This window comes from Polymorphospora sp. NPDC051019 (assembly GCF_040683055.1).
GTDB classification, from domain to species: Bacteria; Actinomycetota; Actinomycetes; order Mycobacteriales; family Micromonosporaceae; genus Polymorphospora; species Polymorphospora lycopeni.
The window spans coordinates 36,067-54,011 of record NZ_JBFBCH010000024.1 but is presented as its reverse complement, the minus strand read 5'-3'; the positions used below and the strand labels follow the sequence as shown (position 1 = coordinate 54,011).

Sequence of the window (17,945 nt, the reverse complement as noted above, 5' to 3'; positions counted from 1 at the left end):
GGGGACCGCTTGTCCAGTCGCCGCTGCCCGGACTGTACTTCACGGCGATGTCACACTCGCGCAATAGTGGTCAACGGTGAAGGGGGTGGGATGTTCCCGTGACCGTGACGATTGCGCAGGTCCTGGCGTTGCCGGACCTGAATCTGCGGGTGGTTGCCGGCGATGCCGGGCTCGGCAACGAGGTGCGCTGGGTGCATGTCAGCGAAACCGTCGACCCGACTCCGTGGCTGCGCGGCGGCGAACTGCTGCTCACCACCGGACTCAAGATCGAACAACCGGAGCAGTTCGAGCCGTACGTCCACCGGCTGGCCGACGCCGGCCTGGCCGGGCTCGGCTTCGGCATCGGGCTCGGCCACGCCCAGGTGCCCGAGCCGCTGATCCGGGCCGCCGCACAACGCGGGCTGCCAGTGCTCGAAGTGCCGGTCGACGCCCCGTACGTGGCGATCTCCGAGGGCGTGTCGAACCTGCTCGCCGCGGAACGCTACGACACCATCGCCCGCGCGTTCGACGCCCAGCAGGCGCTGACCGCCGCCGCGGTGGAGTCCGGCCGGGGCGGGATCGTCGCCGCGACCGCCCGTGCCGTCGGCGGCTGGGCGGTCCTGACCGACCTGGCCGCCAACGTCGTACGGGCCTTCCCGCCGCAGGCCGCCGACCGCCTGCCGGCGCTACTGCCCGACGTGATGCGGGCCCGGGAACGGGGCATCCGCTCCAGCGGTTCGGTGGTCGGCCCGACCGAGTCGGTGGCGATCCACACGCTCGGCGCCCGGGGCCGGATGCGCGGCTTCCTGGTCGCCGGCGTACCCGGCCGGTCCAGCGACTACAGCCGGATGGTGCTGGCCGGCGCCGTGGCCCTGCTGTCGCTGGAGATGGAACGCTCGCAGGCCGCCACCCGGCAGGTCCGGCGGCTGCGCGCCGACCCGCTGGCCCAGATCCTGCGCGGCGCCGTCACCGACCAGGTGGCCGGCCAGCACGCCACCGCCTGGGAACTCGACCCGACGGCGGTGCGGGTCGCCGTCTACCTGTGTGCCGCCGACCGGGCCGGCCGGGTCTGCGACGACGTCAACGAACTGATGTCCGAGGCCGGCCTGCCCGGCGCGGTCGTCGCCCAGGACGCCGGCCGCCAGGCCCGGGTGGCGGTGCTCACCGACGCCTCCGACCGGGCCACCGCGGCCCTGGCCGAACTGGCCTCGGTACGCCCGATGGTGCCGCTCGGCCTCGGTGACGTGGTGCCGGTCGAGCAGGTCGGGCTGTCGTACCGGGCGGCCACCCACGCCGCCGAGGTCGGCCGGGCCGAACGGCGCGCCGTGACCCGGTTCGACGACCTGGAGGCGCTGCACATGCTCTTCCGGGCCCAGTCGCCGCAGGCGCTGGCCGGGTTCGTCCGCAGGGTGCTCGGACCGCTGCAGCAGCACGACCGGGGGCGCGAGGGTGCCCTGCTGGCCAGCCTGCGCTCCTTCCTGGCGCACAACGGCCACTGGAACGAGACCGCCGCCGAACTCGGCATCCACCGGCACACCCTGCGCGCCCGGATCGACCGGATCGAGCAGGTCACCGGCCGCGACCTCGGTTCGGCGTACGGCCGCATGGAGCTCTGGCTCGCACTGCTGGCCGACAGCGCGGCCGACACCGACGACTTCGCCGGACCGGCACCGGACCGATCCGGTGGGCGGGGGCAGGACAGGAAGTAGCGCCCCCGGTCCGGTGACTGGACCCGGTGTCAGGTACCGGCGCCCCGCCGGCCCGGTGAGACTCGGCGAAAGCACAGACAGGAGACGCGATGACGAGCACTGGACGCGGTGGCACCACCACCGCCGCGCCACCACCCGGGCCGGGGCAACTGGCCGGGCTGCCCAGGGTGCCGCTGCGGCACTACGGCCGGTGGGTCTCGGCGGCGGTCGTGATCGTGTTGGTCGCGCTGCTCGTCCGGGCCTTCGCCCAGGGCGGCATCGAATGGTCGGTCGTCGGTCGCTACCTGACCGCCTCGGCGATCCTGCACGGCCTGCAGAACACGATCATCATCACGCTCTGCTCGATGGCCCTGGCCATCGTCCTCGGCGTACTCGTCGCGGTGATGCGGATGTCGGCGAACCCGGTGACCCGTACGGTCGCCTTCGGCTACATCTGGCTCTTCCGCGGCATCCCGGTCCTGCTCCAGCTGCTGATCTGGTACAACCTAGCGCTGGTCTTCCCGACCGTTGGCTTCGGCCCGTTCGAGGCCCGCATGATCGACGTGATGACGCCGTTCATGGCCGCCCTGCTCGGCCTCGGCATCAACATGAGCGCCTACACCGCAGAACTGGTCCGGGCCGGCATCCTCTCGGTCGACAAGGGCCAGATCGAGGCCGCCCAGGCGATCAGCCTCACCCCCAACCAGATCCGCCGCCGGATCGTGCTGCCGCAGGCGATGCGGGTCATCCTGCCGCCGCTGGGCAACGAGTTCATCAGCACGCTGAAGATGTCGTCGCTCGCCGCCGTCATCACGTACGGCGAAATGCTGGAAACGGCCGAGTTCATCTACTACTCCAACAACCGGGTGATCGAACTGCTGATCGTCGCGGCCATCTGGTACCTGGCGGTGGTCTCCGTGCTCAGCGTCATCCAGCACTTCGTCGAGCGCCGGTTCGGCCGGGGCTTCCAGTCCACACCGACCCGCAAGGCCCGGTCGATCGGGCGCCGGTTGAAGGGAGCCCCGGAGCAGTGAGCCAGCCGCAGACGGAGCGGGGTGCGACGCCGGTCGTGCGCGCCATCGACCTCCACAAGTCGTTCGGTCCGGTCCACGTCCTGCGCGGCGTGTCCCTGCAGGTACGCACCGGCGAGGTGTTGTGCGTCATGGGTCCGTCGGGCTCCGGCAAGTCGACGTTCCTGCGCTGCATCAACCAGCTGGAGCGGGTCGACGGCGGTGAGCTGTGGGTACGAGACGAACTCGTCGGCCACAAGCTGCGCGACGGCAAGCTGTACGAGCTGCGCGAACGCGAGATCGCCCGGCAGCGGCGCGGCATCGGCATGGTCTTCCAGCGGTTCAACCTCTTCCCGCACATGACCGCCGTCGGCAACGTCGTCGAGGGGCCGATGCGGGCCCTGAAACGCAACCGCTCCGACGCCCACGCCGCCGCCCGCCGGCTGCTCGACCGGGTCGGCCTGTCCGACAAGTACGACGCGTACCCCGGCCAGCTCAGCGGTGGCCAGCAGCAGCGGGTCGCCATCGCCCGGGCGCTGGCCATGGAGCCGTACCTGATGCTCTTCGACGAGCCGACCTCGGCCCTGGACCCGGAACTGGTCGGCGAGGTCCTGGACGTGATGAAGGCGCTCGCCGGCGACGGCATGACCATGATCGTCGTCACCCACGAGGTCGGCTTCGCCCGCGAGGTGGGCGACACCCTCGTCTTCATGGACGACGGCATCGTGGTCGAGTCCGGCCCGCCGCGCGACGTCGTCAGCGCCCCCCAGCACCCCCGGACCAAGGAATTTCTCTCCCGCGTCCTCGGCTGAGAGCACACCCCACACCACCCGCGAGAGGTCAGCAATGCCACGTCGTCAGCAACCGCGCAAGTTCGACCTGTGGGGGGTCCCCTTCGACGGGGGCTCCACCCTGGGCTGGCCGGGCTCGCGCTACGCGCCCGGCCGGATCCGCGACGCCCTGCGCTGGATCACCCAGCGGATCGAGGACGGCGCCATCTACTCGCTGGAGACCGACTCGGTCCACGAGGTCGGCGACGACCTGCTGCGCGACCGCGGCGACGTCGACGTGGTCGGGCACGACATCGACGCCACCCTCGACGCCTGCTCCACCTCCGTCGCCGAGTCGCTGCGCGCCGGCCGTACGCCGATCATGATCGGCGGCGACGACTCGGTGCTGTTCCCGGTCGCCCGGGGCGTGCACGACGCCCTGCCCGGCCGCGTGGCGGTGATCCACTTCGACGCGCACCTGGACCTGCTCGACCACAACCGTTTCCAGGGCCGGGTCAGCCAGTCCAGCGGCATGCGGCGCAGCCTCGAACTCGACCGGATCAACGCCGAGGACTGCATTCAGGTCGCCGTACGGCACTTCAACTTCCCGTCGTCGGCGGAGTTCAAGCGCAAGAGCGGCCTGACCCACATCACCGCCCGCGAGTTCCAGGCGCTCGGCCCGGTCTCCGCCGTCGAGCAGATCCTCGACCGGGTGTCCGGCGCCGACCACGTCTTCCTGTCGTTCGACATCGACGCGATCGACCCGGCCTTCGCGCCCGGCGCCGGCGCCCACGAACCCGGTGGCCTCACCTCCGGCGAGGCCCTGGAAGCGGTGCGGCTGCTGGCCCCGCACTGTGACGCGCTCGCGGTCACCGAGGTCAACCCGCTCACCGACGACAACACCTCGACGACCGCCACCCTCGCCGCGTACCTGCTCTTCCACTTCGCGGTCTTCGGCTCCGGCGCGGACCGGCGATGAGCGGCGAATACCAGGGCTTTCGCGGCACCGGGGTACGGCTGACCGAGGAGCAGTTGCCGCACCTCCAGGCGCACCGCACCGAACTGCTCGGCGACTCGCTGCCCGCGATCCACGCCTTCGACAAGGCCCACGCCGTCATGCTCACCGAGCGGGGGCTGCTCGACCCGGCCGCGGGCCGGGCCATCCTCGCCGCGTTGCGCGGCATGGAGGCCGGCGGCGTCGCCGCCGCCCGCATCGAGGCCGGCGGCGGCATGCACTCCGGTGAGCAGTACCTGATCCGCACGATCGGCGCCGACCTCGGTGGGCGGCTGCACCTCGGCCGCAGTTCCGGCGACCTGATCGAGGTGGCCCGCCGGATGACGATCCGCTGGTACCTGCACTCGATGCTGCCGGCGCTGGCCGACCTGCGCGCCGTGCTGCTCGACCTCGCCGACACCCACGCCGACACGGTGATGCCCGGCTACACCCACGGCCAGCACGCCCAGCCGACGACGTTCGCCCACTGGGCGACCATGTTCGAACGCGCCTTCGCCCGCGACACCGAACGGCTGCTCGGCTTCCACGGCCGGCTCAACCTGTCACCGGCCGGCGCCGCCATCCTGACCGGCAGCGACCTGCCGCTCGACCGGCACCGGGTCGCCGACCTGCTCGGCTTCGACGCCCCGCTGCCGCACACGATGGACGCCATCCTCAGCCACGACCTGGAGATGGAGGCGGCGGCCCTGCTCGCCACCGTCGGCGCCACCCTGGCCCGGCTCGCCGACGACCTCTACCTGTGGTCGACGTCCGAGTTCGCGTACGTCGAACTGCCCGACCGGTTCTGCGGCACCAGCAGCATCATGCCGCAGAAGAAGAACCCCGACGCGCTGGAGGACGTCAAATCGGTGGCCACCCAGGCGCTCGCCGCCCTGGTCGGCGTGATCACCGCCGAGCGTGGCCCGACCGGTTTCCCGATCATGGAACGGCGCTACTCGCAGCAGGCGATCTGGTCGATGTGCGCCGCGATCACCGCCAAGGTCGGCGACGCCGCGCAGATCCTCGCCGACCTGCGTGTCGACACCGCACGGATGGCCGCGCAGGCCGGCGCGCACTGGGCCCAGGTCACCGACGTCGCGTCCGCCCTCGTCCGGCACACCGGCCTGGACTGGCGGCACGCCCACCAGATCGTCGGCGTCTTCGTCCGGCTCGGCGTCGAACGCGGACTGGCCGCGCCCGCCGCCCCGCTCGCCGTGCTCGACGAGGCGGCGACCCAGGTGATCGGCCGGGCCAGCGGCCTGACCCCGGAGCAGTTCGGCGCAGCCATGGACGCCCGCGGGTTCGTCGCCCGGCGCACCCTCTACGGCGGCCCGGCACCGGACGCCGTACGCCGCGAGAACGCCGAATTCGCCGCCCGGCTGGCCGCCGACCGGACCCGGATCGACGAACTGCGCCAGCGGACCACCGCCGCCGAGACGGCCCTGGAAGAAGCTATCGACACCATCCTCGCCGACGGCGGGGCCAGCACCGATGGGACCGAGGCCGGATGAGCCTGACCGCGAAGACCCCGACCACCGCACCGGGCACGACCACCGTCCAGGCGGCGCGGACCGCCACCCGGCGCGAATACCTGATGTGCCCGCCGACCCACTTCGACGTCGTCTACGCGATCAACCCGTGGATGGACCCGTCCGTACCGGTCGACCGGGACCTGGCCCGCCGGCAATGGGCGGACCTGCGCGACACCTACCTCCGGCTCGGACACACCGTGCACCTCGTCGAACCGCAACCGGGGCTGGTCGACATGGTCTTCGCCGCCAACTGCGCCCTGGTCGCCGACTCGCAGGTCTACGGCGCCCGGTTCCGTGAACCGGTACGCGAACCCGAGGCGCCCGCCTACCGGGCCTGGTTCGCCGCCGCCGGCTTCGGCGAGGTGTTCCTGCCCGGCTACGCCAACGAGGGCGAGGGCGACTTCGCGGTCGTCGCGGACCTGATCCTGGCCGGCTCCGGCTTCCGCACCGACCCGGCCGCGCACGGCGAGGCACAGGAGTTCCTCGGCCGGCCGGTCGTCTCGTTGCGGCTCACCGACCCGCGCTTCTACCACCTCGACACCGCGCTGTTCGTGCTCGACGACGACAACGTCGCCTACTACCCGCCGGCGTTCTCCACCGGCAGCCGCCGGACACTGGCCCGGCTGTTCCCCGACGCGGTCCTCGCCACCGAGGCCGACGCCCTCGTCTTCGGCCTCAACTCGGTCTCCGACGGGAAGAACGTGGTCGTCGCGCAGGCCGCCACCGACCTCATCGCCCAGCTCGCCGCCCGCGGCTACCGGCCGGTGCCGGTCGACCTGTCGGAACTGGCCAAGGCCGGCGGCGGCGCCAAGTGCTGCACCCAGGAGATCCGCCGATGAACCGCACCCTCGCCGCGATCAAGGTCGAAAACGACGTGCTCGCGCACAACTACCACCCGCTGCCGGTCGTCATCGAAAGCGCGCGCGGCGCCTGGGTCGTCGACGTCGACGGGAAACGCTACCTGGACTGCCTCGCCGGCTATTCCGCGCTGAACTTCGGCCACGGCCACCCCGCCCTGCTCGCCGCCGCCCGCGCGCAACTGGACCGGGCCACCCTGACCAGCCGGGCCTTCCACAACGACCGGCTCGGCCCGTTCGCCGCCAAACTCGCCGACCTGTGCGGCATGCAGATGGTGCTGCCGATGAACACCGGCGCCGAGGCGGTCGAGACCGGTGTCAAGGTCGCCCGCCGGTGGGCGTACGAGGTCAAGGGCGTACCCGCCGACACCGCCGAGATCGTGGTCGCGGCCGGGAACTTCCACGGCCGCACCACGACCGTGGTCAGCTTCTCCACCGACGAGCAGGCCCGTGCCGGCTTCGGCCCGTTCACCCCCGGCTTCACCGTCGTGCCGTACGACGACCTCGACGCGCTCGACGCCGCGGTGGGGGAGCGGACCGCCGCAGTACTCGTCGAGCCGATCCAGGGCGAGGCCGGCGTCGTCGTGCCGTCCGCCGGCTACCTCGCCGGCGTACGGCGGATCTGCGACGACCGCCGCGCCCTGTTCGTCGCCGACGAGATCCAGTCCGGGCTGGGCCGGACCGGCGCCACGTTCGCCTGCGAACTCGCCGGCGTACGCCCCGACGTCTACCTGCTCGGCAAGGCGCTCGGCGGCGGCGTGGTGCCGGTGTCCGCGGTGGTCTCCAACCGGGAGGTGCTCGGGCTGATCGGACCGGGCGAGCACGGCAGCACATTCGGCGGCAACCCGCTGGCCGCCGCCGTCGGCACCGCCGTCGTCGACCTGCTCGCCACCGGCGAGTACCAGGCCGCCGCCCGCCGGATCGGCGCGGTGCTGCACGACGGGCTGCGGGCGCTGCTCGGCCGGGGCGTTACCGCCGTACGCGGGGTCGGCGCCTGGGCGGGTGTCGACATCGACCCGGCCGTCGGCACCGGCCGCCAGGTCTGCGAGGCGCTCGCCGAGCGGGGTGTCCTGGTCAAGGACACCCACGGCAGCACCATCCGGCTGGCCCCGCCCCTGGTCGCCACCGACGACGAGATCGGCTGGGCGCTGGCCCGGCTGCGCGAGGTGCTGGCGGCGCGGCCCGGCAACTGATCCGTGGTCACCCGATCGCCGGAAGAGTCGCGGAGCGTATGACGTCCGCGCGCTGCGGGCCGAGACTCACCGCCCGTGGTATCGCCGTGTGCAACGCCCGCAGGGGCGTGGAGCGGAAATGGCATGGTGGTTGGCCTCCGCGGCGCGGGGGCCAACCACCATGACGCTTGGGGATCTACTTCCAGGTGTCGTTGTTGGTGTGGGTGCCGGTGGGCGGGGTGGTGAGCTGGCGGTTACCGCCGCTCTCCCAGGTGACCGACCCGTCGGGGTTCTTCTTGAGGTACTTGTACTCGACCGCGGTGTTGGGCGGAAGGTTCACGGTCGCCCGCCACACGGGGTAGCTGGCCGACGAGAGCGGGACGGCGTTGGCCGGGTTCCAGGAGCCGAGGGCGGCGATGTTGCCGACCACGTAGACGTTCTGGCCGTACTGGGTGGTGGCGTTGGCGTTGAAGGAGACGGCGACCGACGAGGCGACGGTGTCGCCCCGGAAGGTCTCGGTGACGGCGTGGGTGCCGCCCGCCGGGGTGGTGAGGGTCCGATTGGCTCCGGACTCCCAGGTCACGACGCCTGCGGTGGTCTTCTTGATGAACTTGTACTCCAGCGTCGTGGACTTCGGCAGGTCGACGACGCCCCGGAAGACGCTGCCGTCCCGGGGCAGCTCGACCGCGTCGGCCGGGTTCCAGGAGCCGAGGGCGGGGATGTTGCCGACCACGTAGACGTCCTGGCCACTGGCGGCGGCGACGGTGAAGGTGGTGGCGATGGCGTCGGTGACGGGGCCCGGCACGTACGTGTCGTTTCGGGTCGCGGTGCCGCTGGCCGGGGTGGTGAAGGTCCGGTCGGTTGCTTCCTGCCCGGTCACGGTCGAGCCGTTCTTGACCAGGTAGCGGTAGGAGACCGTGGTGTTGGCCGGCAGGTTGGCGGTGGCGGTCCACGTGCTGCCGTTGCCGGTCAGTGGAACGGAGTTGGCGGTGTTGCCGCCGCCGAGGGCGGCGGTGTTGCCGACCAGGTGCAGGGTCTGGCCGGCCTGGAGGGAGGCGGTGGCGGTGAACGTGGTGCTGACGGTGACGCCGGGGGCGGGCCGGGCGTTGACGTGGGCGGCGACCGCGTTGTTGGCCGGGATGGTCACGGTGGCCCGGCCGCCGGCGACGGTGATCCGGGTACCGGTGCAGCCGGACCCGCCGGCACCACCGGAGATGACATCGCAGTAGTCGCCGTCGGCGAGGCCGGTGACGAAGGTGTGGGTGACCGGGCTTCCGGAGTCGTTGATGCCGATCCAGGCCCGGTCGCCGCGGTGGAAGCCGATGACGTTGCTGTTGACGGTGGTGAAGTTGGAGACGGTCTTGACGGACCTGGCGGCGTTGGCCCAGCCGACCATGCCCTTGATGCCGGTGCTCTGGCTCAGGCAGTTCCAGGTGCCGCCGCAGACGGTGTCGGTGACGTATCCGCTGCCGTTGTGCGGCGGGGACTGGTTGCGGTCGTTCCAGGAGAAGCTGTCGAACACGGAGGGTTTGCCGTGCGGGTAGGCCAGCGCGAAGTAGTTGGCCAGGACGTAGTCGGTGCCGTTCTTGTAGGACAGGACGACGCCGTCGCGTTCGAGATCGTGGTTGGTGACCATGGAGAAGACGTTGGCGCCGGGCGCGTCGAGGTTCCAGTTCGGGATGTTCGCCAGGGCGGAGATGGAGCCCTGGAACGCGGACCTGATGCCCTTGGCGTAGGCGAAGTCGAGGACGTCGCCGTTGCCGATGAAGGCCCGTGCCTTGAGAGCGTCGTTGCTGGCGCCGTCGAAGATCTCTTGGGCGACGTACGGGCGCTTGCCCTCGGCGACAGTGTTGTCGAGCTTGCCCAGGATGGCGGCGAAGTCGTCCTTCCTGATGTGCTTGACCGCGTCCACCCGGAACCCGTCGACGCCGAGACCGATCAGGTCGTTCAGGTAGGCGGCGATCTTGGTACGGACGCTGTCCTTCTCGGTGTAGAGGTCGGCCAGCGACAGTAGTTCGCAGCTCGTTACCTGCGCCTCGTTGTTCCAGTCGTTGATCGTGCCGTTGGTCGGGCAGTTGTCGCCCGGCCGGTGGAAGTCGTCGTTGCCGTAGGGCACCGCCGGGTAGCTGTAGCCGGAGAACTGGGTGCCGGCGTACCCGCGCGTTCCGCCCGGGTTGTTCGTCCCGGCCATGTGGTTGACCACCGCGTCGACGTAGACCCGTACCCCGGCGTTGTGGCAGGCGGTGACCATGGCGGCGAACTGCTGGCGGTTACCGAACCGGCTCTCCAGCCGGTACGACACCGGCTGGTACACCTCGTACCAGGGGTGTACGCCGTCGGCGCTGTTCGGAAGGCTGACCGACTCCTGCGGCGGGGCCACCTGGACCGCGCCGTATCCAGCAGGACCGAGATGGTTGGTGCAGGCGGTCGCGACCGACGGCCAGTTCCATTGCCACAGGTTGGCCGTCACCTCGCTGTCGTTGAGGGGGACGGCGGCACCGGCGGGCGTGGCGGTGGTGGCAGCCGCAACTGTTCCACCGGTCGCGACGAGCGCGGCGGCAAGCAGCAGGCGACCGATACGGCCGCGCACCGACGATTTCGGGGCGTGCATGGATGGACCTACCTTCGGGGGAGAGGGTGGGTGCGGGGGTGGATGGCCATCCGATTGACGACGAGGATGCTCTATGCCTTGCAAGATATGCAAGAGCTTGCGGCAACATTTCAGAAACGTGCTCGCAAACTGGCCCTCACCCGCCTGCGGTGGCCACGATGTGAGACGAGCGCGGTCTCACATCGAGATGGCAGCCCGCCGCGCCAGACGGATGCCAGCGTGTGGTCACGGCCGAGCCCTGCCCTGTGGCCGGCGCCGCTCCGAGGCGGCGCCCCGACATTCCCGGCCCGACCTGCGACAACTGCCCAACTCGCAAAGCGATTGCGTCCACACCCCGCACTGGCTTGGGCGGTGCGGGCCTGCCGGGCCGGGCCGTCGTTCAAGGGAGGTACGCGTGGCGGTGGCCGCCAGAGCCTCTCCTGTGGCCCGCAAGCCCATCCAAACCTTTCACTCTCTTGCAACCCTGCGCCGCCAAGGGGCAGTTCGCGCACGTCGGCGACGGCTCGGGTGCTGGATGCCATCGCCGTGCTGGCCGCGGCCTGTGCGGTGCGGAGTGGCGCAGCTGGCCCGCTCCGCGCCCTGGCCAGCACCGCCGCCTGTGGCGTCAGCCAGCGGGAGGGGCGGTGCTCTGGCGAACCGTGAGCGTGGTCGCCAGTTCGACGCCGGCCTGCCGGACCTCCCCTCCACGGCCGAGAGCAAGCGCCAACTCGGCCGCGGCCACCGCCATCTCGGTCAGCGGCTGGTGGATGGTGGTCATCGGCGGATCGACCAGGGCGGCGATGGGCAGGTCGTCGAAGCCGACCACGCTCAGGTCCGCCGGGATACGCAGCCCGATCGTGCGCGCGGCCTGATAAACGCCCAGCGCCTGCAGGTCGAGAGTCAAGGAACTGCGGGGCAAGGGTCAGATACACGGCGGCAGCCTTGGGGTTGAGCACATTGCCGAGCAGCCCTTGGAGGTACGGGTGGTGCCCGCGCCACGGCAACCGCCGAGGCCGGCGGGTGGACAGGTCGTCCAGCGTGGCCGAGTCGGTCGGGTGCCGGCGGCGGGTCGCCGACCAGAGCAGCCACAGGCCGAGCCCGACCAGATAGCCCGCGCCGACCAGCTTCACGATCCAGAACGCCTGCGACGAGCGCAGCACCAGCGCGGCGAGGCCGACGGCTGCGAGAGTCGCGTGCACGTAGATCCCGGTGACCGTACCGAGGATCACCCACCAACCCTGCCGGTGCCCACCGGCGGCGACCCGTGATACGACCAGGGGTCAGGCTGGTCCCCGGCGTCATGGTGATCGGCGCGAGGGCGACCAGGAAGCCGAGTACGGAGATCCCCTTCATCCTCAGACCACCACCCGGTAGTGGGTGGTCGGCAGCCCCGCGTCGTCGTAGACGTGGAACGCCACCCCGGGCGGCTGTCGCAGGTCGACCAGCGGCCCGTCAGCCTCCCAGGGCAGCCGGAGCGTGGAGATGACACCGGGCGCGATCCGCAGTGGTCGGCCGGCGAAGGTGCTCGCGGCGGCGGTGTGAAAGTGCCCGGTCAGTACCGCGACGACCTGCGGATGGGCGGCCAGCAGTTCGGCCAGCGGCTCGGTGGGAAACAGCCGCATCGAATCGACGACGGGGTGGTGCAGTTCGACCGGCGGGTGGTGGAAGGAGACGAAGACCGGTCTGCCGGCCGGCACCGAGCCGAGTTGATCGGCGAGCCAGTCCATGGTCTCCGCGTCGAGGTGACCGTCGTTCTCGCCGGGAATCGACGAGTCTGCGAGCAGGAAGACCGCGCCGGCGACGTCGTACCGGGTGTTGATCGGGCCGCTGCCGCCGCCCTCGTCACCGAGTAGGCCCTTGCGGTACGCGTCGCGGACATCGTGGTTACCGGGACAGACCATGACCGGCAGTGGAGACGCGAAGAGCTTCGCGGCGGTCCGGTACTCGGTCACCTCGCCGTGATCGGCGATGTCTCCGCTGATCAGGATCGCGTCAACCGGTCGTGGCAGGGCGTGCAGGTAGTCCATCACCCGGGCGGTCCGTTCGGCCGAGCGGGGATGGCTGTCGAGGTGCGTGTCACTGAGGTGCGCGATGACGAGCAAGACGTCCCCTAATGGTTGTCTCCGTCTCAAACATTAGGGAGGCTACACTCGATCAAGCCGGGCAAGTCAGGCAGGTACCAGAGGAGACCCGATGTCACAGCAGCTCGCGCTCGCCCTGGCCAGCACCATCCGGCACGACGGCAACGGCGGCGTCGCCGACGACCTCGCCGACGTCGCCGGACTGACAACCTGGCTCCGGGAGCACGCCGAACCGCTGCGGGAGTACGCCGCCGAGCCCGAGCCGTACGCCGGCACGCCCGACGAGCAACTCCGCCTCGACGTGGTCGCGCTGCGACGCGCCGTGCGTACCCTGTTCGCGCATGCGGTCCGCCCCGGGGCACCGAGCCGGGCCGAGTCCGCGCCACTGCTTCCCGTGCCGGACGCCATCGATCAACTCAATGAGGCCGCCGGCCGGCTGCCGGTCCGGCCCGTGCTGGGCTGGCCGGACGAGTCGACGCCGACAGTCGCCTGGCGCTGCGCGCCGGCCGATGCCCGACTGCGACTCACGGCGGGGCTAGCCCGGGCCGCGATCGAGTTCCTCGCCGGCCCGGCCCGGACCCAACTGCTCGCCTGCCCGGCGCCACGCTGCGTGCGTTACTTCGTCAAGGAACATCCGCGCCAGGCGTGGTGCAAGCCGTCCTGCGGCAACCGCGCCCGCGTGTCCCGGCACTACCAGCGCCACGCGGCGAACCCACCAGCCGCCTCAGCCGAGCCACCTCCGCAATGAGCGGATCGACCCGTTGATCATGCCCGCCCCGGCGACCGCGGAGGCGTGCGTCATGGTGCCGGAGTAGCAGGGGCCTGCGAATTTCGCCGACGCGGCCGGGCGGGTGCGGCTGATCGCCGACGCGTACGGACTGCTGGACAGGGCGGCTCTGGTCGAGACGATCCTGTGGTGGCAGGACCGCTGCTGGCGGGGAATCGCGGCCGCGGCGGACGCGGGTGAGCCGGCGATGGTACGGCTGCGCGCGTCGGGTGCGGTCGACGAGGTTCGGGCGGTCCACCGTTGGACGGCCGAACACCGGACCTTCCTGCAACAGGTCCTGGCGTAGGCGCTCAGATGGCCGGAATGCGGTCAAGATGAACCGCCCCCTCGCCAGCAGCAATAGACCAAACGGGCGTGGCAGTGGGTGACGGGTAAGGCGCGTGCTCATCACGGACGGGTGGAGCGGTAGCGGGCGGCTTTGGCCTGGTTGCCGCAGGTCTTCATGCTGCACCAGCGGCGCCTGCGGCCGCGGGATGAGTCGATGAAGAACCAGCCGCACCGGTCGCAGGCGCGCACGCCCTGCGGTGGTGGATCGAGCGCGAGCGTGATAGTCCTCAGCGCCACAACTGCCAACGCACCGTGTGCGTCGCGCGAAGTAGTTGACCCGTCAGGGTGAATGGCCAGGTCTGCGATGGAGCGACGGGCCGTGTCCAGCAGAGCTGCAAAGGCATCTGCGGGGATGGCGTGACCGTCTTTTTGCGCATCGAAGACCGTCCACAGCAGCGCTCGTAACGCGCGAGCATCCTCTAGCGCCGCCTCGGTCACGCCGGATTCGCCGTCTGCGAGCAGCCGTGTCCGGGTGAGCCAGTTGGCCAGTGCGTCGGCGTCGGTGAACAGGTCTGGGCCTGGGTCGGGCCAGCGGCGGTAGACGGTGTTGGCGAAGTCGAGTGCGAGGTTGCCGGCGATGAAGTGGTCCTCGACCCATTCAGTGGTGGCGGTCATCGGAATCCTTCCGTGGATACTCCGGCCTTCAGACCGGGAAGGAAACGGAACCCCTGCCTTCCGCCCCCGAGAGGGTTCGACGGGATATGCCTCGGCCATCCGGGTCGGCGAAGTCCTGGCGAGGTAGTCACAGACTCGGTGATCCACGCGGGCAAACCGCCCTGCGCCGCGGTGGCTACTCTCCATCAGCAGACAGGGCAGTGAGACGACCGGTTCGTCGTCGATCGGTTTGAGCAGGGTCGAGCGTTGCATGCGGGGAGAGTCGGTGCGGTCGCCGAAGCCGCACCACGCGACCGGCTCCTGGTCGAGGTACCCCACGACCAGGAGCCGGCGACCTCCCGCCCCTTGCCAGCGCACGCGTGGCATGACCGTCTCGAAGTCGCCCACGTTGCCGGTCTGAGCGGCTTGACTGTCAGAGTCGGCGCGTTCATGCGGCCGCCCCCGCGCGGTCGAGGACGTTGCGGGTGAAGGTGACGAGCAGGTCGGCGACCTCGGCGGCGTGGGTCTCTAACAGGAAGTGTCCGGCGTCGAAGATGTGCGCCTCGAACGTGGTCAACGCCTGGTGGTAGGCGAGTACCTCGGCGATGTCGAAGGCCGGGTCGTGCCGGCCCCACAGCAGCATGCAGGGCGGCTGGTAGGCGGAGTGGTACTCGGCGATCTCGCCGAAGCGTGCCACGTGCTTGCGGTAGTCGTAGAAGAACTGGAAGTACACGTCGGTGTTGCCAGGCCGCGACAAGCGCTCCCAGTCCAGATGCCACGATTCCGGCGGATGCAGCTCTGCGACCTCCGCGGGCAAGCCGCCCAAGTAGGTGTCCCTCGTGCCCTCGAAGGTCAACCAGTCCGGCAGGGCGGCCTTGTTCTCCTCGGTCGGCTCGGCCCAGTACCGGCGACCCGAGTCCCATGCCTCACCCAGGCCGGCTTCGTGCGCGTTGCCGTTCTGCACCACCAGGCCCAGCACCCGCTCCGGGTGCCGGGTGGCCAGGAAGTAGCCCACCGGTGTGCTGTAGTCCGTCACGAACACGATGTACCGCTCCACACCAAGGTCGTCGAGCAGCGCTTCTATCACGTGGGACAGGCCCTCGTAGGTGTACTCGTACTCTTCGACCGGCGGGGTGTCGGAGAATCCGAAGCCTGGGATGTCAGGCGCGACCACGTAGGCATGTTCACCCAGGGGCGGGAGCACCTCGCGGAAGGAGTAGGACGAGCTCGGGGCTCCATGTAGCAGAACGACGGCAGTCGATGAAGGGGTCCCCGCTTCGCGGTAGCGCACCCGCAGGCCCTCCACATCCCGGTACCGATGCCTGGTCTTGGCTACGTGCTTCACAGCGCATTCCTCTCGACTTGCTGACGGGTGATATCAACAGTAACCCCACTAGACGGCTACAACGGTTATTGAGGAGCCGTGGGACCGCTTCATCCCGGAGATGGTGCGCTCTGCGCTGGCGTCTCTGGCGTGACTGGACGGCGACATCCCATGCCGCCGCCTCGGGCCGGTGGTGCTCTAACTCGGGCCGACTGAGCGGTACGGCACTCGGCTAAAATGCACCGCCCGATGTGGATTGATCGACGGGAGTGTCGTGGTCGAGGTTCCTGATTCGGTGCTCGCAGAGATGGTGCGTCCGGTCATCGCGGCGATGCCGCTCATCATCGCCCGCATACCGAAGGCGCCAGCGGCCGAACTCGGTCGCTTGCGGGCAGTCGTCGACGGCGACGCCTGGCCGATCCGGGAGGCAGCGTTCCGGGCCGGGCCGGTGTTCGGGGCCCGGCCCGCGTCGGGCTCTTCGCCGGTGCAGGACGCGCTGGGTTCGCTGCCGCCGTTGCTTGTCGAACGCCTGCTCGGCGCGCTGGAGCTGACGGTGCCGGAGCTGGACCTCGCTGACACCCCGGACCTGACCAGTCTTCTGAACGAGCCGACACCCGGCGCTTTCCTGACTGCGACGGGGAGCGGCCAGAGCGAGGCGGTCACCGGCGCGACCGTGCTGCAGCAGATCCGGCCCGGCGTGTTCACCCTGGTCACTGCACTCGCCCGCCGGCTGGCCACCGACCCGCGGGTGGCCGTCCTGCTGACGGTGGCGCCAGAAACCACCGAAGAGCAGGAAATCGCCGCGGCGCACGGTGGCGCGCAGTTGGCGCTGGCCGTGGCCACCGCTGCCGCCGTCACGCACAAGGTGGGTATCCCACCATGGGCCACGACACCACCAGCCGTACTCGGCGTCGCGATCGGCGCGGCGGTCCTGCTGTTGCGGGAAACCCGCACCGGGTTACCCCGCCGTGGCCGGGCGACTACCGGCTTCGAGTGCACGCCCGTGGCAGGGACGACACCGACCTGCGCGGCAGCGAGTCCTACCAGCTGCTGGTCTGGCAGGCACCCGCCGCGCCCGACATCGTGTACGCCCGCGCCGACCGGCTCGGCTACCGGCTACGCGGCGAGGCGGATCCGGCGCGGCCCGAACGGCCCGAGATCGCGTACCGGTGGCTGTCCAACAGCACCCTGGGCATGGCGGCGACCGTCACGGTCGTGAGCGGGGCCGGCGTCGGCGCCGTGCTGCGCGCATTCGGCGCGGACCCGGCCCGGCCGGAGTCGATGCGGGCGATCGGCGAGGACCTGGTGCGCAGGCAGTCGATCGACCCGTGGGTAGCGGTACTGGACGTCGGTGAGGCCGTGATCGCCGTCGAATACAACGGCTGGGAGGGTTCGACCGCGCCCGTACTGACCGAGGCGTCGGCGGGTGGGCGGGTCGCCAGCATGTTCTGGAACGTCGAGGCGGAGACCCGGCTGTCGTTCGCCGAGCACGGCGTGGTGCTGCTATCGGTGGAGCCGTTCGACGCCATCGACGCGCCACCACCGGTCGCCCCGGCGGTCGACGACCTCGACTTCGCCGACCACCGGCGCGACAAGCGGCTGATGGGTCTGCTCGCGGTGCAGCGGTTCACCGGCCACGGCATCAGCGCCGACGACGTGGCCCGGATCGAGGCCGCCGACGTCGGCTTCCGGATCGTGCCGGCCCTGCCCGCGCTGCGCCCGCGCCGGCCGCAGCCCGGCGACCCGCTCGACACCGTCGCCGAGGCGCTGGCCGAGATCCCCGAACCACAGCTGCGGGACCTGGCCTGGTGGGTCGCCGCGCAGGCAGCCCACCACGGAGGGCTCGGCGAAGACCCGGACGTCGTCGCCAGCCTCACCGCCCGCGCCCTGACCGAACAGGCGCGTCGGCGTGCCGGACGGTCCCAGAGCGCCCGCAGCGCGCACCGGTGGATCTGGCTCGCGCTGCACGGGGCGACGAACCCGGATCCGGTCGCGGCGGTCGCCGACGCCGTCGACGCGGCCCGCTACGCCGCCGGCGCGCACGCGGCGAACCTGATCGCCGACACCAGGGCCTGGATCGTCGGATCCACCCGTTGACGCCCCGACCGTCGGTACGGGGCTCGTGACCTCGAAGCGTCGACCATTCGTCACAAGATGGTCCACATGGTCGAGCAGTACGCCCGGCACTGCGGCCATGCCGATCTGATCCGGGAGCGGATCGACGGCCGGGTGGGTCAGTT

The 17,945-nt window shown here is 70.8% G+C and carries 16 protein-coding genes and 2 pseudogenes; 12 read left to right on the top strand and 6 right to left on the bottom strand.

Annotation, left to right across the window (positions count from 1 at the left end):
* Positions 1–98 precede the first annotated feature (98 nt).
* From AB0M79_RS30590 to rocD, 7 genes are all read left to right on the top strand, one after another.
* Positions 99–1,688 carry a PucR family transcriptional regulator ligand-binding domain-containing protein gene (locus AB0M79_RS30590; protein WP_364220412.1) on the top strand — a complete coding sequence of 530 codons (1,590 nt, stop codon included), beginning with the start codon at positions 99–101 and terminating at the stop codon, positions 1,686–1,688.
* 89 nt (positions 1,689–1,777) lie between these two features.
* Positions 1,778–2,701 carry an amino acid ABC transporter permease gene (locus AB0M79_RS30585; RefSeq protein ID WP_364220409.1) on the top strand — a complete coding sequence of 308 codons (924 nt, stop codon included), beginning with the start codon at positions 1,778–1,780 and terminating at the stop codon, positions 2,699–2,701.
* Positions 2,698–3,489 carry an amino acid ABC transporter ATP-binding protein gene (locus AB0M79_RS30580; RefSeq protein WP_364220406.1) on the top strand — a complete coding sequence of 264 codons (792 nt, stop codon included), beginning with the start codon at positions 2,698–2,700 and terminating at the stop codon, positions 3,487–3,489. The genes AB0M79_RS30585 and AB0M79_RS30580 overlap by 4 nt, the downstream gene beginning before the upstream one ends.
* A gap of 34 nt (positions 3,490–3,523) precedes the next feature.
* Positions 3,524–4,426: an arginase family protein gene (locus tag AB0M79_RS30575; RefSeq protein WP_357534491.1), complete on the top strand. Its 903-nt coding sequence runs from the start codon at positions 3,524–3,526 to the stop codon at positions 4,424–4,426.
* Positions 4,423–5,952: an argininosuccinate lyase gene (argH, locus tag AB0M79_RS30570; protein WP_364220403.1), complete on the top strand. Its 1,530-nt coding sequence runs from the start codon at positions 4,423–4,425 to the stop codon at positions 5,950–5,952. The genes AB0M79_RS30575 and argH overlap by 4 nt, the downstream gene beginning before the upstream one ends.
* A complete protein-coding gene (ddaH, locus tag AB0M79_RS30565) occupies positions 5,949–6,812 on the top strand; it encodes a dimethylargininase (protein WP_364220400.1) in 864 nt (287 codons plus the stop codon). The genes argH and ddaH overlap by 4 nt, the downstream gene beginning before the upstream one ends.
* Complete coding sequence (gene rocD / locus AB0M79_RS30560; protein ID WP_364220397.1) at positions 6,809–8,023, top strand: ornithine--oxo-acid transaminase; 1,215 nt, start codon at positions 6,809–6,811, stop codon at positions 8,021–8,023. Before ddaH ends, rocD begins: the two co-directional genes overlap by 4 nt.
* 175 nt (positions 8,024–8,198) lie before the next feature.
* On the opposite strand, the gene AB0M79_RS30555 is transcribed toward rocD, so the two are convergent.
* From AB0M79_RS30555 to AB0M79_RS30540, 4 genes and pseudogenes are all read right to left on the bottom strand, one after another.
* The gene (locus tag AB0M79_RS30555) at positions 8,199–10,613 is read right to left on the bottom strand and encodes a carbohydrate-binding module family 20 domain-containing protein (RefSeq protein ID WP_364220394.1); all 2,415 of its coding nucleotides are present in this window, start codon (positions 10,611–10,613) and stop codon (positions 8,199–8,201) included.
* A gap of 604 nt (positions 10,614–11,217) precedes the next feature.
* Positions 11,218–11,496 carry a substrate-binding domain-containing protein gene (locus tag AB0M79_RS30550; RefSeq protein WP_364220391.1) on the bottom strand — a complete coding sequence of 93 codons (279 nt, stop codon included), beginning with the start codon at positions 11,494–11,496 and terminating at the stop codon, positions 11,218–11,220.
* Between the two features lie 52 nt (positions 11,497–11,548).
* Positions 11,549–11,821 (bottom strand): annotated as a pseudogene (locus AB0M79_RS30545) (LysE family transporter); the annotation flags it as partial.
* Positions 11,822–11,947: 126 nt separating this feature from the next.
* The gene (locus AB0M79_RS30540; protein WP_364220388.1) at positions 11,948–12,694 is read right to left on the bottom strand and encodes a metallophosphoesterase; all 747 of its coding nucleotides are present in this window, start codon (positions 12,692–12,694) and stop codon (positions 11,948–11,950) included.
* A 91-nt stretch (positions 12,695–12,785) separates the two neighbouring features.
* On the opposite strand from AB0M79_RS30540, the gene AB0M79_RS30535 reads away from it, so the two are divergent.
* Complete coding sequence (locus tag AB0M79_RS30535) at positions 12,786–13,421, top strand: ABATE domain-containing protein (protein ID WP_364220385.1); 636 nt, start codon at positions 12,786–12,788, stop codon at positions 13,419–13,421.
* Between the two features lie 103 nt (positions 13,422–13,524).
* Complete coding sequence (locus tag AB0M79_RS30530; protein WP_364220382.1) at positions 13,525–13,746, top strand: hypothetical protein; 222 nt, start codon at positions 13,525–13,527, stop codon at positions 13,744–13,746.
* 101 nt (positions 13,747–13,847) lie between these two features.
* On the opposite strand, the gene AB0M79_RS30525 is transcribed toward AB0M79_RS30530, so the two are convergent.
* Together AB0M79_RS30525 and AB0M79_RS30520 are read right to left on the bottom strand one after the other, a co-directional pair.
* Complete coding sequence (locus AB0M79_RS30525; RefSeq protein ID WP_364220379.1) at positions 13,848–14,402, bottom strand: ABATE domain-containing protein; 555 nt, start codon at positions 14,400–14,402, stop codon at positions 13,848–13,850.
* Positions 14,403–14,829: 427 nt separating this feature from the next.
* Positions 14,830–15,672 (bottom strand): alpha/beta hydrolase, encoded by an 843-nt coding sequence (locus tag AB0M79_RS30520; RefSeq protein ID WP_364220531.1) that lies wholly within the window; start codon positions 15,670–15,672, stop codon positions 14,830–14,832.
* Between the two features lie 307 nt (positions 15,673–15,979).
* Between AB0M79_RS30520 and AB0M79_RS30515 the strand changes: the two genes are divergently transcribed.
* From AB0M79_RS30515 to AB0M79_RS30505, 3 genes and pseudogenes are all read left to right on the top strand, one after another.
* On the top strand, positions 15,980–16,924 hold the full coding sequence (locus tag AB0M79_RS30515) for a hypothetical protein (RefSeq protein WP_364220376.1): 945 nt from the start codon (positions 15,980–15,982) through the stop codon (positions 16,922–16,924).
* Entirely contained in the window at positions 16,900–17,802 is a 903-nt protein-coding gene (locus AB0M79_RS30510; RefSeq protein ID WP_364220528.1) for a DUF6461 domain-containing protein, read from the top strand. Before AB0M79_RS30515 ends, AB0M79_RS30510 begins: the two co-directional genes overlap by 25 nt.
* Before the next feature lie 27 nt (positions 17,803–17,829).
* Positions 17,830–17,943 (top strand): annotated as a pseudogene (locus tag AB0M79_RS30505) (DUF664 domain-containing protein); the annotation flags it as partial.
* Positions 17,944–17,945 lie beyond the last annotated feature (2 nt).